The sequence below is a fragment of the Tetzosporium hominis genome (assembly GCF_002265435.1).
In the GTDB taxonomy this organism is placed as follows: domain Bacteria; phylum Bacillota; class Bacilli; order Bacillales_A; family Planococcaceae; genus Chryseomicrobium; species Chryseomicrobium hominis.
The window spans coordinates 81,311-105,241 of record NZ_NOKQ01000348.1; the positions used below are offsets into that span (position 1 = coordinate 81,311).

Genomic DNA, 23,931 nt, shown 5'->3' on the forward strand with positions numbered 1-23,931 from the left:
TAATTATAAATAAGAAAAAGTGCAACAAAAGGGATTTTCAAAAATGAAAATCCCAATTTGTTAGTTAAAATACACGTTCTTTATGAAGTGCCAGTTTCTCTAAAGAGGATTTGTCAACGTCAGCATGCAAACTGTTTCCATGAGAATCCATAGTAACGACTGCTGTGAAATCTTCTACACGCAAATGCCACATCGCTTCTGGAATCCCAAATTCCATGAGATCTACTCCGTCTACGCCTTTGATGCAGTCTGCGTAGTACTGAGCAGCTCCACCGATAGCATTCAAATAAACTCCGCCATGTTCTTCTAAAGCGGCAAGCGTTTTAGGTCCCATTCCGCCTTTACCGATTACGGCGCGAATGCCAAACTTCTTCATGATATCGCCTTGGTAAGGCTCTTCGCGAATCGATGTAGTAGGGCCAGCTGCACGAACATGCCAATTGCCTTCTGCGTCTTTTTGCATAACAGGTCCGCAGTGGTAAATGATCTGCCCATTTAAATCAACAGGCGCATCGTGACTCATCAAGTGGTGGTGAATAGCGTCTCGTCCTGTATACATACGGCCAGAAATGGATACGACATCTCCTACTTTTAGGGAACGAATTTTTTCTTCTGTAATCGGAGCCTCAAGACGAATGACTTCTTTGACTTCTTCCTCGATTGTATCTTGTTGGTTGAATTCGATTTTTTCGCCTTCTTGGTAATGCCAGTTATGGATCTCACCTGTCTCTGGCGAAATATCGATAGCCATACGACGGTAAGCCCAGCAGTTATACGCTACAGATACGTAGAAACTTGCAGGAATTCGGTGCATGACACCGATCTTACAGCCTAGCAAAGTCGCTTCGCCACCAAAGCCCATTGTCCCAATACCCAGTGTGTTTGCCTTTTCAACAATATAAGCTTCCAGTTCTGCTAATTGTGCATGTGGATTGACATCGTCAACAGAGCGGAATAGTTGCTCTTTCGCTAAATCGTAACCTGAAGAGCGGTCTCCGCCGATTCCCACTCCGATAAAACCAGCTGAACAGCCTTGTCCTTGTGCCTGGTAGACCGAGTGAAGGATACATTTACGAATACCATCAAGATCACGACCTGCACGGCCAAGACCTTCAAGTTCAGTAGGAAGGCTGTACTGAATATTTTTGTTTTCACAGCCGCCACCTTTAAGGATTAGCTTCATCTCAATATAGTCGTTTTCCCATTGCTCAAATTTCATTACAGGAACACCGGCACCTAAGTTATCGCCGCTGTTTTCTCCAGTAAGTGAATCTACGGAGTTTGGACGAAGCTTTGCGTCAGCAGTTGCAGCTGTGATAGCACGTTTAATAGCTTCTTTGATTTCTAGTTGATTGACGCCGATAGGAGTCTTGATCTTAAAAGTAGGAAGACCGGTATCTTGGCAAATAGGGGATACGTTGTCATCAGCCATTTGAATGTTGTTTGCAATCGTATCCAAACTCATTGCGGCGCGTGTTCCAGCATTTTCAGCTTGTTTTGCTTTTGCAATGGCACGTCGCACGTCTTTTGGTAGGTTGGTGCTTGTTTCTGTAATCAAGTTGTAAATACTTTTTTCTAGGTTTTCTATGTACATGCAAATTCTCCCTTAGTCATTTTATACTCTAAGTATACTCCTCTAACACCATGAAAAAAAGAGTAGCTGGGCTACTCTTTCGTTTTTTTGAATTGATCTAACTTTAATTCTAAATCATCCATCATGTGAATTAAGCGGTCAATATCTTCTACTTTCGTCGATTCGGGCTCAATTGAGTCAAGGACTTGTAAGAACATATTCAAGCGTTCTTTCAAATAAACTACCTGTTGTTCTTGATTGGTTACTTGATTTCCCATATGAGACACCTCCTTCAGCACTTATACTATACCCGAATCGTTGGCAAAAAGATAGGAACATAGAAGTGTTTTAATAATTTATTTATTTTGAATATTTACATAATTTTTATAGTGTGTTAAAGTTACTGTAATCTCTACTAGGAAGGAGGCCGTAGTGAACCTGTCGGAAACCAACAACGTAAGGAGGCGGTTCAGACATTTCACCGGCTTTATAGTAGCCGTAAAATGCAGTTATGAAACAGAATAAGGTAGGTAAAGACGTATAAAAGACCTTAGCAGTGATGCAGACTGCTGAGGTCTTTTGTTGTATACGGAGACTATGGATTTTGATAGACTAAGGGGAGTGATTGTTCAAGAAAGAGGCGGCAGTAGTGGCAATTTCAACAAAACAACGATTTTATATTTTAGTACTAATAGTAGCTATTTCAGGATTTTCACAAGGAATGCTGTTACCGCTGATTTCCATCATATTTGAACAGGATGGAATCAATGCGACATTGAATGGCCTGAGTGCAACGGGTCTATATATAGGAACCTTGCTGATATCTCCGTTCATGGAGGCTCCGCTAAGAAAGTGGGGATACAAGCCCATCATCTTGGCGGGAGGCATTTTAGTGATTGTCTCCCTCGCTTTATTCCCTCTTTGGAAAAGTGTCATTTTTTGGTTTATTCTTCGTCTTTTTATTGGGATTGGAGATCATGCACTCCATTTTTCAACGCAAACATGGATCACGAGTACATCAGACCCAAGTCGGCTCGGAAAGAACATTGCACTTTATGGTTTGTCATTCGGTCTAGGGTTTGCTATCGGACCGTTACTAGTTCCGCTTGTTTCAGTTCATGAAGGATTGCCTTTTGTTGTTTCATCAGCGATGTGTTTCTTGGCATGGATCTTTGTATTTTTGCTAAAAAACGATTTCCCGGAAACCTATACAACTCGAACTCTTTCATCTGCAGGTCGATTCAAAGCGTCATTTGCTCTAGCGTGGGTGGCGTTCTTACCACCACTGAGCTATGGATTTTTAGAATCGAGTCTTCATGCTATTTTCCCGGTTTATAGTTTACGGCAGGGAATTGAAGTAGCTAATGTGTCGGTCATATTAGCAGCATTCTCGATAGGGGGCGTAGTATCTCAATTGCCACTAGGTATCTTGAGTGATAAGTTTGGACGCAGACCGATGTTGATTGTGCTATTGACTGGTGGAGCCTTGTCATTCTTTGTCGGGGGCATCTTTGAGTCATCGGTTCTTGCTATCATTGCAGCATTCTTTATTGCCGGCATCTTTGTAGGATCGATGTTTTCATTGGGAATCGCCTATATGACGGATCTAACACCCAAGGCTCTTTTGCCAACTGGGAATTTGTTATGTGGGATTGCATTTAGCGTGGGTTCCTTGACAGGACCATTTGCAGGAGGGCTGTTTTTACAGTTTACTTCATCCATCAGTTATTTGTGGTTGGTTTCCGGTCTTTTGACTGTCATCATGCTGACTATTGCACTCCGAAAGCCAGTGGCTCTAAACGAATAAAGACCTTGCACATTTCTGTGCAAGGTCTTTTTCTTAGCTCTTCAGTTCAAGTTCTACTACACACTCAATCTGAGAAGTTTGAGGGAACATATCCACCGGTTGGATAGAACGTACTTCATATTTCTTAGTAAGGCGTGCCAAATCTTTAGCTAGTGTTGACGGGTTACAAGAAGTATAAACAAAACGTTTTGGTTTTGTGCGAAGGACTACATCCATCAGTTCACTATCTAGTCCTGTGCGCGGTGGATCCGCCGTTAAAACGTCGACAGTGAAGCCTTCTTTTTGCCATTTAGTCACCCATTCTTCAGGAGTTCCCACTACAAATTGAGTGTTTTTCCGCTGATTGCGAGAAGCATTTTTCTTCGCATCAGAAACTGCTTCTGGCACAATGTCCATTCCACGAACTTCTTTTGCATCCCCAGCAAGCCACAGGCCTATTGTTCCCACGCCACAATAAGCATCCACGACATTTTCAGTGCCTGTAAGATGTGCTGCCTTCTTAATTTCATTATACAGATGCACAGTTTGAACCGGGTTTAACTGGAAGAACGCACGAGCAGAAAGATCGAAGACTAGACTATCCAGCTTTTCAATCATCGTCTCTTTACCCCATAGATTAAATGTTGTTTCACCGAAAATTAAGCTAGAACGATCTGCATTGATGTTTTGGCTGATTGATACGATGTCTGGACTCATCTGGACAATAGCTTGTGTCAGTTCTTCTTTATGAGGGAACTTTTTCTTTGTAGTGATTAACGTCACTTGAAGTTGTCCAGTTTCAATTCCTTTTCGCACGACGATAGAGCGCATGATGCCTTGTGGGTCTTTGTCGTCGTATACAGGGATGCCTTTATCTTCGATGAACGCTTTGATTTGGTTTGTGATAGCCGTTGTATCGGGATGCTGTACGAGACATTTGTCGATATCTACAAGGAAATTTGAACCTGCAGCAAAAAGACCCGCAAGTACTTTGTTACCTTTTTTGCGCACTTGGAACTGGCTCTTATTGCGGTAATACCATGGGTCATCCATACCGATAGTTGGTTTTACTAGCTCTGCAGAAACGTCTGGTGAATAACGTTCGAGTGCTTGCAAGACGATATCTCTCTTTTCAACCAACTGGCGAGGATAGGTCATATGCTGTAGTTGACAGCCTCCACATGTTTCATAGACTGGGCATGGTGGGGTTATGCGATCTTCAGAAGCTTCTCGGATCTGTTTGATTTTGGCTGTTGCAAACTTTCGTTGTACATCGGTCACGTGTGCTGTGATGACTTCACCTGGAAGTGCTCCTGGAACAAAGACCACATGTTTCTTAAAGAAACCTACGCCTTCACCATTGATTCCAAGTCGTTTGATGGTGAGTGGGAATTCTTGTCCTTCTTTGATAGTTACTTGTTCGTTCATACGCTTCACGTCCTTCTTAGTATGTCCTCATTATACAGGACAGTGGAAGTCAATGAAAAGGGATGGGTGTATTCACCGATTGTTTGCGCAATTCTTCTAATTCCCCAAAGTGATATCCTCGCTTTTTAGCTTCTTGAATGAATAGTGGCAGAGCCTCCGCATTATCTTGCGTTACGGTATGGAGCAAGATGATAGCTCCAGGGTGTAACTGATCTAGAAGTTCCTTAACTACAACATTGGTACCTCGACGTCTGTCGGCATGCAAGTCCACGATGCTACGCAAAAAAACACACCCTTTTTCAAAGAGTGTGTGTATAAAAAGGTCTATTATCCATAAATGTTTTTTAAAGCTTCTTGAGCAGTAGGGAACTCAAAGTGGAAGCCATGCTGAAGGAGGACTTCAGGAATCACTTGTTGCCCTTCCAAAACTAACTGACTCTTTTCACCTAATGCTGCTTTTAACGCGACTCCTGGCACAGGGACAAGATGAGGGCGATGCAACACATTTCCTAATACACGACCGAAGTCGTCATTACGAAGTGGACGTGGTGCCGTTACATTAAAAGCTCCTGTCAATTCATCAGTAGTCAACGCGAAGTATAAAGCATTTGCGACATCTTTGACATGCACCCAAGAGAGCCACTGTTTACCTGATCCTACTTTGCCACCGACAAAGAGTTTATAAGGTAGTGCCATGAGAGGTAGTGCTCCTTCATCTTTCCCTAAGATAACACCAAAACGTCCGTACGCAACTCGTACCCCGTACTGTTCAGCTGTTTTTGCCTTTGCTTCCCAATCTTCTACAGTTTTAGCCAAAAAGTCATCTGCTCGTTCAGAAGACTGCTCTGTATAGGTCTTGTGTTTTGAAGTTGGATAAATACCAACGGCAGAGGCGTTCACTAAAACTCGTGGTTTCACTTCCAGAGCACCGATAATTCGTAATACTTCATCTGTAGCTTGCATCCGACTCTCGTAGATTTTCTTTTTTTGCTCGTCTGTCCATCGGCCTTCATTAATGGAAGTGCCGGCTAAATTGACGATGCCGTCAATGCCTTCTAATTGAGTCTCTGGTGCTGCTCCATCGGTCAACCATTTCACATACGTAACTGCTGAGTCACTTTTTTTATCTGAACGCGTCAGTATGTAAACCTGATGTCCTTGTGAAAGCAAAAGGTTTGTCAGTTCTTTTCCTACAAAACCGGTTCCACCTGTGATAGCAATCTTCATGAAATGACCTCCTTTTTTTAGTATGATACTATAGAAGGTACCCGAAAATCTCGTAACTGAACCAAAGGAGCTGATCTTTATGCCTGTCATTACAAAAATTACAAGACAGAAGAAAAATCTAGATCGCTACAATATCTACTTAGATGAAGCCTATGCGTTCAGTGTAGATGAAAGCGTGTTGATTCAACACCAGTTGACGAAAGGGAAAGTTCTTGTCGACTTTGAGATGGACGACATGATTTACGAGGACGAGGTCCGCAAAGCATTCAGTGCGGCTCTGAACTATTTGAGCTACCGGATGCGAAGCGAGCAGGAAGTGAAGAAAAAGCTATTAGATGTAGGATACGGAGAAGCAGTAGCGTTAGAAGCTATAAAAAAACTTCATGACTACAATTATATAAATGATGAAGCATTCTCTAAAGCTTTGCTATCTACAGAGAAAAATTCATCGAAAAAAGGACCAAATGCAATTCGCCAGTCCTTGAAACAAAAAGGCATCGATGAAGAGACGAGGCAACAGACGCTCGAAGGGTATACGGAACAAGAGCAACTAGAAGTCGCAATGGCACTTGCAGAGAAAGTACTGCGAAGTTCAGCACGTCTTACACCTTCCCAACAAAAAAAGAAGATTCAAGATCTACTGGCACGAAAAGGTTTTCCATTCCAAATCGGAAAGACCGTTATTCAAAGGCTTGAAGACGAGTTTGAAACGGACGGATGGGCCGACAAGTTAGCTGATCAAGGAGAAAAGGCGTGGATAAAAGCGTCTAGCAAGTATTCGGGAAGAGAAAGACGTCAAAAAGTTAAACAACAGCTCTATGGAAAAGGGTTTCCGCTAGATATAATTGATGCATTTATAGAGCAGAAGGAGCAAGAAGATGGATAAGAAATATAGTCAGATGACACCTGAAGAGCTTCGTCAAGAAGTGGCTAACCTAAAAGAAAAAGCAAGAAAAGCGGAGCAACTAGGCATCGTAAACGAGTATGCAGTTTATGAAAGAAAAGCCACGATGGCCCAGTCATATTTATTGGATCCTACTACCATTGTTCCTGGCGAACTTTACAGTATAGAGGGCGATCCTGGTGTTTACTTCAAAGTGGATTATCTAAAAGGACGATTTGCGTGGGGCCATAGGTTAGGCGGAGAACGTTACGAAGAAGCTTTACCTATAGCACTCTTGAAAGCAATTAAATAACCTCTAGCTAAGGCTAGAGGTTATTTTAATGAACAGTCAATCTAAATTGAAGTCCAGCTTTTTATGAAGTTTATCTTCACTAAAAATCCAACCTGTGTATGAGTTAACGATTTCAAGGTCGTCATCAAGGTGGGCAACCGCTACGAAGGGATAGTAATCGTTGCTTCGGTAGCGAAGGTCTATGAAGCGGACTTCATGAATTCCATCATGACGTGTAATTTCCCAGCGATAGAGCGGCGAAAACGATAAGAAGGCATCAATGTTTTTATCTTTTAAAGCGGCTCTTACAACTGGATCTTCTGGAAGTGGTTGGCGTTCAAACTTATCGTAGATGGTGATATTCCGGCCATAAGCTCGTCCCACATAATAATGGTTGCCGTCAATCGCTGCAATGCGCCATTGGTAAAAGCGCATCGTTGGTGCGATGATGATCCGCTCAGCTTTCGGGATTTTTAGTTTAACCGCATGACGAACCGCGTTCTGCACTTGGAACCTCACGATATAGTAGACCACTATAATTCCGTACATAACTAAAAATGTAGGAACAGGATCTGCTCCGAGCGCCCATATCAAAAGTCCGATGACGTGGATACCGAAAATAATTGGATCAAATGTGTTGATCACGCCAAGCGCGACCCATTGGTTTGAAATGGGGCGTAACGCTTGTGTTCCGTATGAATTGAATATATCTACAAAGACATGTAGGAATACAGCTAAGAAAGTCCACAACCATACATGTAGCATGTCTGCTGATGGAAAAATGATGCTTAATCCTAGTGTTATCAACAGAGGCCAAGTTACTACAGCAGGAATAGAATGAGTAGCACCTCTGTGATGACGAATATAGACGGCATTATTTCGAAGTTTTAAGACAGTGTCAATATCGGGTGCTTGTGACCCAATAATCGTTCCTGCGAGTACGGCTGTAAATGTAATAGAGTGGTTTGCGACGACCGGATCAATTGTTGCCAATCCTCCGAGGGCTATTCCCATCACGATGTGTGTACCAGTGTCCATGCAAACGTCACCCTCCTTTATAAATGGATTGTTACTAGAATATAAGAAAATGAATAAGATTCCTAGCACAATGACTTTACCCTTTTCTAAAAGAATCTAATCCGAGAGGACAACGAGATATGAGTGAAACAAAAACAAATTTCATCCGTCGCGAACTGGTGAATTGGTATAGAGAAGAAAAACGAGATTTACCGTGGCGTCATTCTAGGGACCCTTACCATATATGGATTTCAGAAGTCATGCTTCAGCAAACACGTGTGGATACAGTCATTCCTTATTTTGAACGTTTTATTCAAGCATTTCCCACGATGCAACACTTGGCTGCGGCAGAAGAAGGAGACCTACTAAAGCTTTGGGAAGGTCTTGGCTATTACTCCCGCGCGAGAAACTTACAACATGGTGTTCGTGAAGTGATTGAAGAATATCAAGCCAAAGTACCGGAGACAAGAGAAGAAATAAGCAGTATTCGAGGAATCGGACCTTATACAGCAGGAGCCATTCTCAGTATCGCATATGGCAAGCCGGAGCACGCAGTGGATGGCAACGTCATGCGTGTGCTAAGTCGTCTGTACGCAATCGAAGAAGACATCGCCTTACCGAAGACACGCAAAACATTCGAACAGCTCGTCACGTTACTCATCGATCCGGAAGATGCGTCATCTTTCAATCAAGGACTGATGGAACTTGGAGCTCTGATCTGTACTCCCCAAAAACCGAAGTGTCTGCTTTGTCCTGTTCGAGAAGAATGCCGTGCATTTGAAGAAGGCAAAACGGACTCTCTTCCTATTAAAAGTAAAAAAACGAAAGTGAAAAAAATCACATACTCTGCCTACTTGTTGCAAAGAGCAGATGGGAAGTGGTTGGTAGAGCAACGAGGAGAAGGGCTTCTCGCGAAAATGTGGCAGTTCCCTCTCATCGAAGCGACAGATACGTCGTGGCAAGAGCGTTATGGCATCACATGGATTGATGTAGAGTCCATTGGGGAAGTCACGCATAAGTTTAGTCATTTGACTTGGGATATCCAGGTTTTCCAAGGGAAAGTGGAGCAAAAAGAGAACGCTCAGCTGGGTCAGTGGGTGACAGAAGAAGAGCTTGCCAAGCTACCACTACCCGTTCCTGTACAGAAAATGATGCGCCTTCGAGTTGACAGATCTTTAGAAAATTAGCTGATACTACTTTTTTCCTTCTAGTATTGTTATAATGTGTAACATCACATATAAAATAGATAGGTTTTTCAGCTTGTCATTGGAGAAGGTGGCTACATCATGACCATTCCGTTGGAAGGAGAAATGATCCAGATTCACAGCTACAAGCATAATGGCAATATTCATCGTGTCTGGCATGAGACAATGGTACTTAAAGGGACTAAAAACATTGTCATTGCTGCGAACGACCGTACCTTAGTGACAGAATCAGATGGCCGGACCTGGGTTACAAGAGAACCGTCTATCTGTTACTACCATGCGGAATATTGGTTTAATATTATTTGTATGTTGCGTGAAGATGGGGTGTATTATTACATCAACTTGAGTTCGCCATTTGTCTACGAGGACCGGATGCTGAAGTATATTGATTATGATCTGGACATGAAAGTGTTTCCTGATCAGTCCTATACTCTTCTGGACGAAGATGAGTACGAACAGCACAAAAAGGAAATGAATTATCCACAAGAAATTGATATTATTCTTAAGCGAACAATCCAGACGTTAAAACAATGGATTCAGCAAAAGAAAGGACCGTTCGCTCCTGATTTCATTGATGCGTGGACGGCACGTTATCAATTCCATAAGGATATTCAAAAGACCGAATAAACCTGTTGCGATCGCCGCAACAGGTTTCGTCTTGCCTATAAAAAGAAGGAGGAAGCTATGGGAGTAATTCGACGCTACATGCAATTTGTAAAGCCCTATAACTGGCAAATCATTGTGACAATCTTAATAGGAATCGTTAAGTTTGCAATTCCTTTATTTATTCCTATTCTCATCAAAATTGTAATTGATGACATTATCGGAGGAGATATGACGGAGGCTGAAAAACTTCGTCAATTGTTCTACTGGATAGGTGGGACTGCCCTTGTGTTTTTCCTCGTTCGGCCACCAATTGAATATTATAGACAGTACCTCGCTCAATATGTCAGTAACAAAATTTTGTTTGATATTCGGGAGCAATTGTTTGATCATTTACAAAAACTGAGTTTGAAATATTACGCTAACACACGTGCTGGTGAAGTGATTTCTCGAGTGATCAATGACGTGGAGCAGACCAAAAACTTTGTCGTCATCGGACTAATGAATGTGTGGTTGGACCTTGCCACTATTTTAATAGCTATTGGAATCATGTTGACCCTTAACGTGAAGCTGACAATAGTGACTTTGATTGCTTTTCCGTTCTATGCATTCAGCGTAAAGTTTTTCTTCGGGCGTCTTCGAGACCTCACGCGACAACGTTCGCAGGCACTTGCTGGGGTACAGAGTTATTTGCATGAACGCGTTCAAGGAATGAGCGTCATCAAGACGTTTACTTTAGAGTCGCACGAACAAAAGAACTTCGACGAAGCCAATGGGGAGTTCTTAGATAAAGCAATCGACCAGACAAAGTGGAATGCCAAAGCGTTTGCAGTCGTAAATACGATCACAGATGTAGCGCCATTACTCGTTATAGCTTATGCAGGTTATGAAGCCATTACGGGAAACCTCTCAGTAGGTACAATGGCGGCATTTGTTGCCTATATCGAACGTCTTTACAGCCCACTTCGCCGTCTAGTTAACTCTTCAACAACGCTAACACAGGCAGTAGCCTCTATGGACCGAATGTTCGAGTTGATGGATGAGGGATATGAAGTCCAAAATCGCCCTACTGCCAAGCCGGTAGGCCGTGTAAATGGAGGATTAACTTTTAAAGACGTTTATTTCCAATACGAAGAACAAGGAGAACCCGTCTTAAGAGGTATCAACTTCGATATTAAGCCTGGACAAACGGTTGCTTTTGTAGGGATGAGTGGAGGCGGGAAATCCACCATCATCAGTCTACTTCCTCGCTTTTATGATGTAACTGATGGCTCCATTCGTCTGGATAATCAAGATATTCGAGATGTAACCATTGAGTCTCTTCGTAAACAAATTGGTCTTGTGCTTCAAGATACATTATTGTTTAGTGACTCAATCAAAATGAATATCGCGATGGGAAATCCAAAAGCTAGTGATGAGGAAATCATCGCAGCTGCCAAAGCGGCCAATGCTCATGACTTCATCATGGGATTACCGAATGGCTACGACACTACAGTTGGTGAGAGAGGCGTCAAACTATCAGGTGGTCAGAAACAACGGATTGCTATAGCACGAGTATTTTTAAAAGATCCGCGTATTTTAGTTCTGGATGAAGCCACATCTGCTCTTGATTTAGAGAGTGAAGCACTCATTCAAGATTCACTTGAGAGACTTGCAAAAGACCGCACGACACTCATTGTGGCACACCGATTATCAACGATTACTCATGCTGATCAAATCTTAGTAGTGGAACACGGTCAAATTACAGAATCTGGGACACACTCGGAGCTTATGATGGCCCAAGGTGCCTATTACAATCTCTTCCAAGTACAACAATTAGAAAATTAGATACACAGCAAATCCTTCATAACGAAAGGATTTGCTGTTTTTTTATGTTCTTTAGTGAAAAAAAGAGATTGCAAGTAAGCCGAAGATGTGTAAAATTATACTTACATAAAATTCACTCTAAAACGAATTTTCAGAATAGTGGAGAGGGGCACATCATGACAAATCGTAAAGCAGTGCTAGAGGTTAAAAACCTGCAGACATCTTTCTTCACAGATGATGGTGTTATTCCTTCTGTGGACTTTGTAGACTTCGAGGTTCGAGAAGGTGAAATTCTTGGGATAGTAGGAGAATCAGGAAGTGGAAAGAGCGTAACATCCCTATCGGTCATGGGACTTATCCCTTCACCACCAGGAAAAATCACTTCTGGTGAAATCCTTTATAACGGGAACGACATTACAACCTATAACGAAAAACAAATGCGTCAGATTCGTGGGAATGAAATTGCTATGATCTTTCAAGAACCTATGACGTCTCTAAACCCGCTCTTTACCATCGGAAGTCAGATGATGGAAGCTGTACTTTTACATAAAAAGGGCTGGTCTAAAAAACAAGCCCAAGCACGCTCTATAGAAATGCTGAAGCTAGTCGGGCTTCCGCGCGCTGAAGAGTTGATGAAAGATTATCCGCATCAACTCTCAGGGGGTATGCGACAACGAGTGATGATTGCTATGGCGCTCGTTTGTGATCCGAAAGTATTGATTGCTGATGAACCGACTACGGCACTGGATGTCACGATTCAAGCACAAATTTTAAAACTTATGAAAGATTTAAATACGCGACTAAACACTGCGATTATCTTGATTACGCATGACTTAGGTGTGGTTGCAGAAACGTGTGAACGTGTTGTGGTCATGTATGCAGGAAAAGTGGTTGAAGAAGGGCCGGTGGAGCGAATCTTTACGAATCCACAACATCCATACACAAAAGGCTTGCTTGCGTCAGTACCCGATATGCGATTTAAAAAACAATCCTTGTACTCGATTCCTGGAAATGTTCCAAAGCCTGGCTCCATCAAAGAAGGCTGCCGATTTGCAGCGCGTTGTTCTGAAGTGTTCGGGCGATGCACGGTGGAATCACCTCCGCTTTATCAAACAGCACCTGATCATAAGACACGATGCTTTTTATATGATCCAGAGGAGGTAGCGGCACATGACAGAGCCATTGTTGAAAGTTGAAGGACTGAAAAAGTATTTTCCGGTGAAAAATGGTCTCTTCGGGAAAACGACGGGTCATGTAAAAGCAGTAGACGATGTATCCTTTTATGTGAATGAAGGAGAGACGTTAGGGATTGTTGGAGAATCTGGCTGCGGAAAGTCTACTACAGGCCGCATGCTAATGCGTTTACTAGAACCAACAGAAGGAACCGTAACATTTAATGGCCAAGAGCTGACAAAATTATCTCCACAAGAGATGCGTAAGGCTCGCAGGGAAATTCAAATGGTGTTCCAAGATCCGTATGCGTCTTTAAACCCAAGACATACCGTAGAAAAGATCTTGATGGAGCCTCTTATTGTGCACAACATCGGGGACACAAAATCACGAAAGAAGATGGTTCGTGACTTTCTAGAAATTGTAGGTCTCAGCAGCTATCACGCGAAACGCTATCCACACCAATTTAGTGGCGGGCAGAGACAGCGAATTGGAATTGCTCGTGCATTAATGACGAATCCGAAACTTATCATTGCAGATGAGCCAGTCTCAGCGCTAGATGTATCGATTCAAGCGCAAGTATTGAACTTGATGCAAAAGTTGCAACGCGAACTAAAGCTTACTTATATCTTTATTGCGCATGACTTAGGTGTCGTTCGTCATATAAGTGACCGTGTAGGTGTGATGTATCTAGGGAAGATGGTCGAGCTTGCGTCGAGTGAGAATCTTTACGCAGAACCGCTTCACCCTTACACCAAAGCCTTGCTATCTGCAGTTCCTGTCCCGGATCCAAATTTTACCCGGGAAGAGATTTTGTTAGAAGGGGACATTCCGAGCCCTTCAAATCCACCAAGTGGATGCACATTCCATACACGCTGTCCATTTGCTATGGACCGTTGTAAGCAAGTCGTTCCTCAACTAGAGGAAATCAAAGCAGGTCATTATGTTGCGTGTCATTTATATGATGCGGACATGATAGATAAAAATTAAGTGGAGGGGTCTTAATGAGAAATAAGAAAATTTGGTCGTTCCTGTTATTCTTCGGTCTGATTGCCATGTTGTTCTTAGCTGCATGTAGTTCAGAAAACGAGAGCTCAGAAGGTAATGGAGAAGACGGCAACACAGAAGGCAATTCCGAAAGCTCTGGAGAACCAAAAGTATTAATCTTTGGTCGTGGTGGAGACTCAGTTAACTTGGATCCAATCTCAGTAACAGATGGTGAATCATTTAAAGTTACTCAAAACGTATTCGAGACACTTGTAAACTTTGGAGAACAAGATACTACGATTAACCCTGGTCTAGCAAAAGAGTGGACAGTTTCTGAAGATGGTCTTACTTACACATTCATGCTAGAAGAAGGCGTTAAGTTCCACGATGGCACAGACTTCAATGCAGAAGCTGTAGTGGCTAACTTTGAGCGCTGGTCTGCAGGAACTGCTGACAAGTACTACTACTACAAATCTATGTTTGGTGGTTTCGGTGATGAAGAAGGGCACGTAATCGAATCTGTAACTGCTGACGACGAGTATACAGTTACATTCAAATTGAAACGCCCACAAGCACCATTCTTGAAAAATATCGCAATGAGCCCATTCGGTATGGGATCACCAACAGCATTTGAAGCAGCTGGCGATTCTTTCGGTGACAACCCAGTTGGTACAGGTCCATTCAAATTTGTTGAGTGGAAGCGTAACGATTCTATTACAATTGAGAAATTTGAAGATTACTGGCAAGAGGGGTATCCGAAGTTAGACCGCGTTGTGTTCCGCGCTATTCCGGATAACTCGGCTCGTCTAAACGCATTACTTACAGGTGAGATCGACCTAGCTGATGGTGTAAATCCATCTGATTCTGCTTCTATTGAAGGTGACGCAGCACTTCAATTGTTTGAGCGTCCTTCCATGAACGTTGGATACCTAGGTTTAACAAACACGCGTCCTCCGTTTGACAACAAATTAGTTCGTCAAGCAATGAACCATGCAATTGACAAACAAGCTATCGTAGACGCATTCTTCGAAGGTCGTGCAGAAGTGGCTGTGAACCCAATGCCACCAAGTATCTCTGGATACAACGATCAAATTGAAGGCTATGACTACAACCCTGAAAAAGCAAAAGAACTACTTGCTGAAGCAGGACTTGCTGATGGATTTGAGATGGAACTATGGGCAATGCCAGTACCACGTCCTTACATGCCAGATGGTATGAAGGTTGCTGAAGTTATGCAGAAAAACCTTGCTGATGTAGGAATCACAGCTGAAATCGTGTCATTCGAGTGGGCTACTTACCTTGAAAAAGCACGTAACGGAGAAGCAGATGCCTTCATGTTAGGTTGGACAGGCGATAACGGAGATGCTGACAACTTCCTATACGTTCTTCTTGATGGAGACAACATCGGAAGTAACAACTACACATACTATGACAACGAAGACTTACATGAACTTTTAATCGCAGCACAATCTGAAGTTGACGAAGCAAAACGCAATGAGTTGTATATGCAAGCTCAAGAAATCATTCATGAGGATGCACCTTGGGTTCCACTTGCTCACTCTACACCATTACTTGCAGGTAAAGCAGAAATCACTGGATTTGCACCACATCCAACTGGATCTGACAAACTGCATAATGTTGACTTCGAATAAGATGCTGAGAGAAGAGGGAAATCTTCGAGATTTCCCTCTCTTTTTTTGAATAAAGGTTTGTTTATCAAAGGGGAAGAGGTGAAGAGCGTGGTCAATTATATTGGTAGACGCTTATTACAATTAATCCCAGTTTTGCTCGGCATGACATTCGTAGTATTTATGATCATACGTGCAATTCCCGGAGATCCTGCTCAAGTCATCTTAGGACAGTTGGCTTCAAAAGAAGCAGTCGAAGCATTACGAGCAAAGCTCGGATTAGATAATCCCTGGTATATTCAATACTTTGAATACCTCGGAGGGTTGTTCCAAGGGAATCTAGGAGAATCTTTACGTACGGCACAACCTGTAGCACAAGAAGTATGGCCTTATCTAGCGGCAACTTTTGAACTTGCATTTTTCGCTATTTTAATTGCTGTCATTATTGGAGTAAATGCAGGGATTATTTCAGCGTGGTTCCAGAATTCTTGGTTTGATTATACGGCAATGGTACTGGCGCTTGTTGGGGTCTCAATGCCAATCTTTTGGTTAGGTCTGATGGAACAATGGATTTTTGCCATTGAGCTAGGATGGTTACCAACATCCGGTCGTGAAGATGTCCGAAACCCAATCTCACCACAAACTGGTTTCTACATACTTGATACTATATTACAAGGCCGGTTTGATCAGCTTGGCACCGTATTAAAACATTTAATCTTACCTGGTATTGCCCTTGCCACAATTCCGATGGCAATCATTGCTCGTATGACTCGTTCGAGTATGCTCGAAGTGATGCGCTCGGATTATATCCGTACAGCGCGTGCTAAAGGACAAAAGATGTTTTGGGTCGTGTACAAACACGCTCTAAAAAATGCCGTGATTCCAGTATTGACGGTAATCGGTCTTCAAATGGGGCTATTACTTGGTGGCGCCATTTTGACAGAGACAATTTTCTCATGGCCAGGGATCGGACGTTACGTCTATGAAGCGATTCAATTCCGTGACTATCCAGTTATACAGTCTGGTATTTTGATCATTGCCTTTATCTTCGTCATGATCAATCTAATAGTAGATATTTTATATGGACTTATCGATCCACGAATCAAATACGACTAGGAAGGAGGATGTATCATGTCGAATCCAGATCCAAAGAATTTAGTTCCTGCTGAGCAGGAAGTGGTAGTAGAACAAGAAGCAGGACCATGGCGTGACGCATGGAAGAACTTTAGAAAGAATAAGATAGCGCTTGTCGGAAGCGTTATTGTCTTCTTCTTTATTTTTCTAGCGATCTTCGGTACATGGATTGCCCCAGAAGGCATCAATGATCAAAAATTGACGGAACGACTGAAGGCACCTTCCAGTCAGTATTGGTTTGGTACTGATGATTTTGGTCGAGATATCTTCTCACGTGTCATTTTAGGAGCACGTATCTCATTAGGGGTCGGTTTCTTCTCGGTTATCGGCTCAGTTGTAGTTGGTAGTGCGCTTGGAATTATTGCGGGGTATTACGGTAAATGGGTAGATACGATTATTTCTCGTATCTTTGACATCATGTTGGCATTCCCAAGTATCTTACTTGCTATCGCAGTAGTTTCTGTTCTTGGGCCATCTCTTGTGAATGCATTGATTGCGATTGCTATCATCAATATACCGAACTTTGGGCGCTTGATTCGTTCTAAGGTGTTGACGGTCAAACAAGAGGAGTACATCACATCAGCACGTGCAATCGGCATGAAAGACTTCCGAATCTTGCTGTCTCACATCTTGCCGAACTCCTTAGCTCCTGTAATTGTCGCAGGTACGCTTGCGATTGCATCGGCTATTATTGAAGCTGCTGCATTAGGATTCCTAGGTCTAGGAGCTCAAGCTCCTGCACCAGAGTGGGGGAAAATGCTAGCAGATGCGCGAAACTATTTACGAAATGCTCCTTGGACGATGATCTTCCCAGGCGTTGCTATCATGTTGACAGTATTAGGTTTTAACTTGATGGGTGACGGACTGCGTGACGCGTTAGATCCAAAAATGAAAACATAAAAAGAGCTGCCACTCGGCAGCTCTTTTTGATTAGATTTCAATTTTCACGTCGATTTCGTCTCCATGATACGTCTGGTAGGAGCTAATCAATGTATCGAGGTGCTCTAAATGCTCTTCGTACGTGAGAATCGCAGAAAGCAGATGAAGCAGGTGATACGTGGAAAAATCTTCTTGTCGTTTCGTCTCATAGATTTGCGTCATAAAGATTTCCATAACTTCTTGTCTCTTGATGAAGTGGTCATCTGTTATCCACTCCAATTGATCTGGCTTTAATTTTCCGATGAACTTCAAGTGCAAATGTTCATGATACGTTAGTAAAGTGTCTAGTCGCTCTTGAATCATCATATGGAAATGGTCAGGCAACTGGATGATATCATGCTCATATGCAGATAATCGACGAATCACATACAAGCTTTTATAAGACGTGGTGATCAGCTCGCGGTAGATTACAAGCTTACGACCTTTCGCATACTTTGCCTTCTTCGTATAGCCACGCTCTTCTTTAAATAATAAAAACAGTTGATCAATCTTTACTAGTTGCTCTTCGATTTGTGTGACAGCCTGTTTCAAGGATTGATGGTCCGCCGCATGACGGATCCCTATACGAATCCAACGAATGATGTCATCTTGAGTCGTACTGATTTTTGTGAACAAGCGCGTCTCGTATTTTGGAGGTAGGAACACCAAATTCACTACGAATGCCGAGAAAACACCGACTCCAATTGTAATGATACGAAACATAGCAGCCATCAGGAAGTCGTCGCCTTGGATTTCCATAATAGCAATGATTGTGACGAGTGCTAACGGAATGGTCTTTTGCAGCTTTGCCTTTAACATCACAGAGATAGCAATAATCGTCGTTAAACCGACCATAAAATAGGAATTCCCGAAAATCATAGCAAATGTCACAGCAAAAGCTGCCCCAATCAAGTTGGACTGGATTTGTTCAAAAACGGTCATATAGGAGCGGTAGATCGAGGGCTGCACCGCAAAAATTGCCGCAATTCCCGCAAAGATAGGAACTGGTAAGGACAAAATGTCCGCTATATATAAGGCAAGCGCGATGGCAATCCCTGTTTTAAATACACGAGCACCTAATTTCATTAGGCGTCACACTCCTTTTTACTGAGACATCTGTTCAAACGCTCGGTGCACGGCTTGAATCGTCTGTTCGATATCCTGCTCTGTGTGAGCAGTGGTGATAAACCAAGCTTCATACTTAGAAGGAGCTAAATTAATTCCTTGTGCTAGCATGAGTCGGAAGAACTGAGCGAACTGTTCGCCGTCAGATGCTTCTGCTTGGTCATAGTTTTCTACTTTAACATTAGTGAAGTAGATGGACAATGCCCCTTTAATACGATTGATGGTGATTGTTACATTATATTGTGAAGCAGCTTCTAAAATACCTTGTTCTAATAAAGCGCCTAAACGATCTAGTTCTTCATAGACTCCTGGCTGTTTTAAAATTTCTAAACAAGCGATTCCTGTTTGGATAGACGCGGGGTTACCAGCCATAGTTCCTGCTTGGTAAGCAGGGCCATTTGGAGCGACTTGATCCATCACTTCTTTTTTACCACCGTAAGCTCCGATAGGGAGGCCGCCTCCGATAATCTTTCCAAGTGCCGTCAAGTCTGGCTCAAGTCCTAATAACGTAGAAGCAGCTCCGTAATGGAAGCGGAACGCAGTGATCACTTCATCATAAATCACAAGTGTTCCATGATCTTTCGCTAGCTCATGGACCGTTTCTAAAAATCCTGGGTTCGGCTCCACCATTCCGAAGTTTCCTACGATCGGCTCGACTAAGATTCCCGCAAGTTCAGGACCCCATTTGTCCATTGCTTCTTTGAAGCTTTCAGGATCATTGAATGGAACCGTAATGATTTCTTCTGCAATTGTCTTTGGGACGCCTGCAGAGTCTGGAGTGCCAAGAGTTGCGGGACCAGAACCGGCAGCAACTAGTACTAAATCTGAGTGACCATGGTAGCATCCGGCAAACTTCAAAATCTTTGTGCGGCCAGTATAAGCACGTGCTACACGAATTGTCGTCATAACAGCTTCCGTTCCGGAGTTTGTAAAACGAACTTTATCCATACTAGGGATGGCTTCTTTCAGCATCTTCGCAAATCGAATCTCATGTTCCGTAGGAGTTCCGTATAACAAGCCGTTTTCAGCAGCTTTCGTGAGTGTTTTCGTAATATGAGGATGTGCATGTCCAGTAATGATAGGACCGTAAGCTGCTAAATAATCGATGTATTTGTTACCGTCGACATCATAGAAATAAGCACCTTGCGCTTTCGCCATGACTGTTGGTGCGCCACCACCCACGGCCTTGTACGAACGTGATGGGCTATTGACTCCTCCGACTATATGGGTAACTGCCTCATTGTGCAGTTTTTCTGATTGTGTGCGTTGCATGGTAGTTCCTCCTCTAGGTTTCTCCTATATTGTAGACAACTTTAATAGGAACAACAAGAAAGTCTATGCTATTCTGAAACAAATAGGAGGGATTTGTATGACGGAAACACTTTTAGAAGGATTGAAGGCACCACAATTCTCACTTTTAGATGAAAAAGGTACGACCATCAACTTGGAAGACTACGCTGGGAAGCAGTACGTGATCTTGTATTTCTATCCGCGAGATTCTACTCCGGGCTGTACGACGGAAGCGTGTGACTTCCGTGACTTGTATCCGCAGTTTACGGATATGAATGCGGTAGTACTTGGTGTCAGTACAGACAGTGCTAAGAAACACCAAAACTTTATTAATAAAAACAATTTACCTTTTCCTTTGCTAGTGGACGAGGATGCGGCAGTTTCTAAAGAGTACGGCGTCTGGAAAACGAAAAAGATGTATGGTAAAGAGTTCGAGGGGATTGAGCGTTCTACATTTTTGATTTCGCCTACAGGAGAAGTTGTGAAAGAATGGCGACAAGTGAAAGTGCCCGGACATGTAGAAGACGTGAAAAACACATTGGATCAACTTCAAAAGGAGACAACATGAAGATTTCATTTACATTTGAACCAAAACCCGTTATTCAGCAAGAACTGCAAGAGCAATTTCCTAATCATGAGTTTAGCTTTGAAAAAGGCGTGGCTCCAGATCGTGACACAGCTATTTGGGTCACGTACGGAGAAGATGTAAAAGAGGCAGCTATCAAGAGTTTGCCAGAGCTTAAGTGGGTTAGTGTGGCATCTGCTGGTGTTGAAAAAATGCCGCTTAATTTGTTGCATGATAAAGAGATCCTTGTAACCAACTCAAGAGGGATCCATAAAACCCCAATGACGGAATCGATTGTAGGTCATATACTTTCGCTTTACCGGAACTTACCTGCTATATACACACTCACAAACGAGCAGAAGTGGGAAAAGCCGAGAGGATCTAAAGAACTTCGTGGAAGCAACGCGTTAATCGTAGGACCAGGTGCGATTGGTGAAGAGGTAGGTCGTGTACTGACAGCTCTAGGTGTAGAAGTGACAGGGTGCAACCGTAGTGGAGAGGCCATTGAGGGATTTGCGAGTACTGTGTCTCTTGAACAACTGGATCACCAACTGGCTAGTGCAGATATTGTAATCAGTTTGCTGCCAAGTACTCCTGAAACTCATCACCTGTTCACAAAAGAGCAGTTTCATAAAATGAAGGACACCGCTTTGTTCATGAATTTTGGCCGTGGGAACGTTGTCTCGGAACAAGTTTTGGTAGAGGCGCTAAAAGCTGGTGAGATTGGAGGTGCGGTTCTGGACGTATTCGAAGTTGAACCCCTACCTGAAAGATCTGAGCTTTGGGGATTGCCGAACGTCGTGATTTCCCCGCATGTCTCAAGTCATTCTGATTTTTATGTGGAGCGGGCGATGGAGATTTTCTCACGCAATCTAAGTAAATGGGAACAAGGCGATACAGATTTAGAAAATCAAGTTGATTTAAAGCTAGGCTACTAACTGTTTTATGCAGTGTTTCAGTTGACACGTTTCTCGGTTTCTTCTTATAATTAAGAATAACAATTCTAATGTAAGAATGAATCTGAAAGAGGTGCCGACGATGATCGAAGTGCATTTGCGCGATGCCTTAGATACACTGAAGTCAACGGGTGTACGAATCACGCCCCAGCGCCATGCTATTTTGGAATATATAATCCATTCCATGACGCACCCAACTGCTGATGATATCTATCGTGCGCTTGAAAGCAAATTTCCTAGTATGAGTGTAGCCACTGTTTATAATAATCTTCGCGTGTTCCGTGAATCAGGTCTTGTAAAAGAATTGACGTACGGTGACAGTTCGAGCCGTTTTGATTTTGTGACAAACGATCACTACCACATGATTTGTACAGGGTGTGGCAAAATCGTAGATTTCCATTACCCAGGGTTGGACGAGGTAGAACAACTTGCGTCTCACTTGACTGGATTTGAAGTCGAGTCGCATCGTCTAGAAGTTTACGGTACGTGCCCGTCTTGTAAACAACAATCGAAAACTGTACAATAAAAAACTACCGTGAGTAAATCACACGGTAGTTTTCTTTTCGTTTGCTTTCTTATTGTAATCCTGATCAAACTCTTTCCCTTCAAGCGTTGGATCCAGAGTGAGGGGTTCGTTACAATACATACATAAATCTACACGGCCGAGAACTTTAGTGTGCTTGCCGCAGTTAGGGCAAACAACTTGAACTGCTCGTGTCGATAACAATCCGATCCATCCGTATACTCCCATGCTTCCTAAGATAGCTAGTAATCCCAGTAACATAAAGATGGTTACTAAAATTGGGTTCTCTCTAAAGAAGATGGCTCCGTACATAATGATGAAACCGATGAAAATCAAGGCCAGTGCAAATGAGCGAATGCGATTAATTTTATTTTTATATGGTGCCATACTTACCCTCCTAATTTCACCTCTTACTATAGCATAATTTAGTCGTAAAAGAAGGACTTAAGCATTTCATGTAGAAATGAATAGACAACATCGTTCAGTTAATGAAGGAGTGAGACAATGGAAGCGTTACTTAGACCGATCTATCAAGAACGTGCAAGTGATTCAAATACATTGGGGATTCTACATATACAGAAGAAGGAGAAGGTGAGCCCGCTAACCGACACCTTCGATTCCATTCTTTTAGTGATTACTAAAGAAGGAGAGCGTCCTATCTTTACTAAGCATTATTCTTACCACGATCAAAAAGCAGCGCTTCATACGCTGACTGAAAAACAGCTCCGCAAATGGTTAACACTAGGGAAGAATCCTAAAGTGGTGGATTGGTTATTAAATGGACGTATCTTATTTGACCGAAACGAGTTCATTACAAACTTGAAGAAAGAACTCGATGAATTTCCGGAACGAGGAAGAAAGATCCGGATAGGAATTGAGTTTGCTCGTCTGACTAGAAGATATTTAGAGGGGAAAGTGTTTTACGATCAACAGAACTATCTGGATGCGTATACAGAACTTGTCGATTCCCTTCATCATCTAGCGCGTCTTGCCATCTTTGAACGCGGGATGCATCCTGAAGTCCTTGTTTGGAAACAGGTTAAACTCTTAGATCCGGCTATCTACAAACTTTACGATGAGTTGGTTTCTAGTGCAGAGCCTCTTCAAAAACGAGTGGAGCTCCTATTTTTAGCAAGTGACTTCCTGATTCATTCTCGGATTAAAGAAGGTGCCATGCACATCCAAGAAGTTTTGGCAGAGAAGCCGTATTGGTCTATTCAAGAAATTCATGAACAACCTGAGTTGAAAAATTATTCTACAGATTTAGAAGTGTACATTGAATTCTTAGTCGAAAAAGGAATCATCTTTGTAGAAGAACACCAGACAAAAAGTTCGCAGATTATGCACCGTTATTACCGTGTTCTTTAATTTCTAGGCGTGTCTTTACAGTTAGTAAAGACACGCCCCGTAATTATTTTAAAAAAGTAGTTGACGTCTACTTGAATTATAAGTTATGATAATACACGTCGCTAAGGCACACCAAATTGAATCGAGCGAAACAACTTCGAAAAATAATTTGAAAAAGACTTCAAAAAACAGTTGACGCATATAAGCAGAACTGATAAATTAGAGAAGTCGCCAAAACGAGTGACACACAAACATGAACATTGAAAACTGAACATGCAAGACGTCAAGATAGAGCGTCACCGCCCCGACCCCCGTTGGGTGTGCGTGACGCAAACAGAACCAAACTACTTCCTATAAATGGTTGTAGTGGACGTTCAAAACGGACATCATTATGATGCCAGCAACAAAATGAGCTTATATTAAGTTCTCTTTTATGGAGAGTTTGATCCTGGCTCAGGACGAACGCTG

Annotated in this window: 24 protein-coding genes; 15 read left to right on the top strand and 9 right to left on the bottom strand. The window is 42.6% G+C overall.

Features of this window, described 5'->3' with window-relative positions; all coding sequences use genetic code 11:
• Nucleotides 1-64: 64 nt before the first annotated feature.
• Together CF394_RS15135 and CF394_RS15140 are read right to left on the bottom strand one after the other, a co-directional pair.
• Nucleotides 65-1,594, bottom strand: coding sequence for a fumarate hydratase (locus CF394_RS15135; RefSeq protein WP_094944757.1), 1,530 nt, complete (start codon nucleotides 1,592-1,594; stop codon nucleotides 65-67).
• 71 nt (nucleotides 1,595-1,665) lie between these two features.
• A complete protein-coding gene (locus CF394_RS15140) occupies nucleotides 1,666-1,851 on the bottom strand; it encodes an SE1561 family protein (protein ID WP_094944759.1) in 186 nt (61 codons plus the stop codon).
• 371 nt (nucleotides 1,852-2,222) lie between these two features.
• On the opposite strand from CF394_RS15140, the gene CF394_RS15145 reads away from it, so the two are divergent.
• Entirely contained in the window at nucleotides 2,223-3,380 is a 1,158-nt protein-coding gene (locus tag CF394_RS15145) for an MFS transporter (RefSeq protein ID WP_094944761.1), read from the top strand.
• A 33-nt stretch (nucleotides 3,381-3,413) separates the two neighbouring features.
• On the opposite strand, the gene rlmD is transcribed toward CF394_RS15145, so the two are convergent.
• The 3 genes from rlmD to CF394_RS15160 are packed head-to-tail and all read right to left on the bottom strand — an operon-like array spanning nucleotide 3,414 to nucleotide 6,014.
• Entirely contained in the window at nucleotides 3,414-4,787 is a 1,374-nt protein-coding gene (rlmD, locus tag CF394_RS15150; RefSeq protein WP_094944763.1) for a 23S rRNA (uracil(1939)-C(5))-methyltransferase RlmD, read from the bottom strand.
• A gap of 49 nt (nucleotides 4,788-4,836) precedes the next feature.
• A complete protein-coding gene (locus tag CF394_RS15155; protein WP_243370933.1) occupies nucleotides 4,837-5,070 on the bottom strand; it encodes a polysaccharide deacetylase family protein in 234 nt (77 codons plus the stop codon).
• Nucleotides 5,071-5,114: 44 nt separating this feature from the next.
• Nucleotides 5,115-6,014 carry a TIGR01777 family oxidoreductase gene (locus CF394_RS15160; RefSeq protein ID WP_094944765.1) on the bottom strand — a complete coding sequence of 300 codons (900 nt, stop codon included), beginning with the start codon at nucleotides 6,012-6,014 and terminating at the stop codon, nucleotides 5,115-5,117.
• Between the two features lie 79 nt (nucleotides 6,015-6,093).
• Here CF394_RS15160 and recX point away from each other — a divergent pair, with 79 nt between their 5' ends.
• A complete protein-coding gene (gene recX, locus CF394_RS15165; protein WP_207761748.1) occupies nucleotides 6,094-6,900 on the top strand; it encodes a recombination regulator RecX in 807 nt (268 codons plus the stop codon).
• Entirely contained in the window at nucleotides 6,893-7,210 is a 318-nt protein-coding gene (locus tag CF394_RS15170) for a YfhH family protein (RefSeq protein WP_094944769.1), read from the top strand. The genes recX and CF394_RS15170 overlap by 8 nt, the downstream gene beginning before the upstream one ends.
• Nucleotides 7,211-7,246: 36 nt before the next feature.
• Here the strand turns inward: CF394_RS15170 and CF394_RS15175 are convergent, their stop codons facing one another.
• Entirely contained in the window at nucleotides 7,247-8,227 is a 981-nt protein-coding gene (locus tag CF394_RS15175) for a metal-dependent hydrolase (protein ID WP_094944771.1), read from the bottom strand.
• A gap of 119 nt (nucleotides 8,228-8,346) precedes the next feature.
• On the opposite strand from CF394_RS15175, the gene mutY reads away from it, so the two are divergent.
• From mutY to nikC, 8 genes are all read left to right on the top strand, one after another.
• Complete coding sequence (gene mutY / locus CF394_RS15180) at nucleotides 8,347-9,393, top strand: A/G-specific adenine glycosylase (protein ID WP_094944773.1); 1,047 nt, start codon at nucleotides 8,347-8,349, stop codon at nucleotides 9,391-9,393.
• 99 nt (nucleotides 9,394-9,492) lie between these two features.
• On the top strand, nucleotides 9,493-10,038 hold the full coding sequence (ntdP, locus tag CF394_RS15185; RefSeq protein ID WP_094944775.1) for a nucleoside tri-diphosphate phosphatase: 546 nt from the start codon (nucleotides 9,493-9,495) through the stop codon (nucleotides 10,036-10,038).
• Nucleotides 10,039-10,095: 57 nt separating this feature from the next.
• Nucleotides 10,096-11,841: an ABC transporter ATP-binding protein gene (locus CF394_RS15190; protein WP_094944777.1), complete on the top strand. Its 1,746-nt coding sequence runs from the start codon at nucleotides 10,096-10,098 to the stop codon at nucleotides 11,839-11,841.
• Between the two features lie 155 nt (nucleotides 11,842-11,996).
• On the top strand, nucleotides 11,997-13,016 hold the full coding sequence (locus CF394_RS15195; RefSeq protein ID WP_094944779.1) for an ABC transporter ATP-binding protein: 1,020 nt from the start codon (nucleotides 11,997-11,999) through the stop codon (nucleotides 13,014-13,016).
• Nucleotides 12,991-13,980, top strand: a complete 990-nt coding sequence (locus CF394_RS15200; RefSeq protein WP_094944780.1) for an ABC transporter ATP-binding protein — start codon at nucleotides 12,991-12,993, stop codon at nucleotides 13,978-13,980. The genes CF394_RS15195 and CF394_RS15200 overlap by 26 nt, the downstream gene beginning before the upstream one ends.
• Before the next feature lie 14 nt (nucleotides 13,981-13,994).
• On the top strand, nucleotides 13,995-15,629 hold the full coding sequence (locus CF394_RS15205; RefSeq protein WP_094944781.1) for an ABC transporter substrate-binding protein: 1,635 nt from the start codon (nucleotides 13,995-13,997) through the stop codon (nucleotides 15,627-15,629).
• Between the two features lie 87 nt (nucleotides 15,630-15,716).
• On the top strand, nucleotides 15,717-16,721 hold the full coding sequence (locus CF394_RS15210) for an ABC transporter permease (RefSeq protein ID WP_094944783.1): 1,005 nt from the start codon (nucleotides 15,717-15,719) through the stop codon (nucleotides 16,719-16,721).
• A 15-nt stretch (nucleotides 16,722-16,736) separates the two neighbouring features.
• A complete protein-coding gene (gene nikC / locus CF394_RS15215) occupies nucleotides 16,737-17,639 on the top strand; it encodes a nickel transporter permease (protein WP_094944785.1) in 903 nt (300 codons plus the stop codon).
• Between the two features lie 30 nt (nucleotides 17,640-17,669).
• Here nikC and CF394_RS15220 read toward each other — a convergent pair whose 3' ends face one another.
• Together CF394_RS15220 and CF394_RS15225 are read right to left on the bottom strand one after the other, a co-directional pair.
• Entirely contained in the window at nucleotides 17,670-18,743 is a 1,074-nt protein-coding gene (locus CF394_RS15220; RefSeq protein ID WP_094944787.1) for an aromatic acid exporter family protein, read from the bottom strand.
• Nucleotides 18,744-18,761: 18 nt separating this feature from the next.
• A complete protein-coding gene (locus tag CF394_RS15225; protein ID WP_094944789.1) occupies nucleotides 18,762-20,054 on the bottom strand; it encodes a glutamate-1-semialdehyde 2,1-aminomutase in 1,293 nt (430 codons plus the stop codon).
• Between the two features lie 97 nt (nucleotides 20,055-20,151).
• Here CF394_RS15225 and bcp point away from each other — a divergent pair, with 97 nt between their 5' ends.
• The 3 genes from bcp (at nucleotide 20,152) to perR (ending at nucleotide 22,119) form a co-directional block, all read left to right on the top strand.
• Complete coding sequence (bcp, locus tag CF394_RS15230; protein ID WP_094944791.1) at nucleotides 20,152-20,640, top strand: thioredoxin-dependent thiol peroxidase; 489 nt, start codon at nucleotides 20,152-20,154, stop codon at nucleotides 20,638-20,640.
• Nucleotides 20,637-21,575 carry a D-2-hydroxyacid dehydrogenase gene (locus CF394_RS15235; RefSeq protein ID WP_094944793.1) on the top strand — a complete coding sequence of 313 codons (939 nt, stop codon included), beginning with the start codon at nucleotides 20,637-20,639 and terminating at the stop codon, nucleotides 21,573-21,575. The genes bcp and CF394_RS15235 overlap by 4 nt, the downstream gene beginning before the upstream one ends.
• A 100-nt stretch (nucleotides 21,576-21,675) precedes the next feature.
• On the top strand, nucleotides 21,676-22,119 hold the full coding sequence (gene perR / locus CF394_RS15240; RefSeq protein WP_094944795.1) for a peroxide-responsive transcriptional repressor PerR: 444 nt from the start codon (nucleotides 21,676-21,678) through the stop codon (nucleotides 22,117-22,119).
• Between the two features lie 18 nt (nucleotides 22,120-22,137).
• On the opposite strand, the gene CF394_RS15245 is transcribed toward perR, so the two are convergent.
• Entirely contained in the window at nucleotides 22,138-22,503 is a 366-nt protein-coding gene (locus CF394_RS15245) for a YgzB family protein (RefSeq protein WP_094944796.1), read from the bottom strand.
• Nucleotides 22,504-22,620: 117 nt separating this feature from the next.
• On the opposite strand from CF394_RS15245, the gene CF394_RS15250 reads away from it, so the two are divergent.
• Entirely contained in the window at nucleotides 22,621-23,484 is an 864-nt protein-coding gene (locus tag CF394_RS15250) for a nucleotidyltransferase-like protein (RefSeq protein WP_094944798.1), read from the top strand.
• The last annotated feature ends 447 nt before the right edge of the window (nucleotides 23,485-23,931 follow it).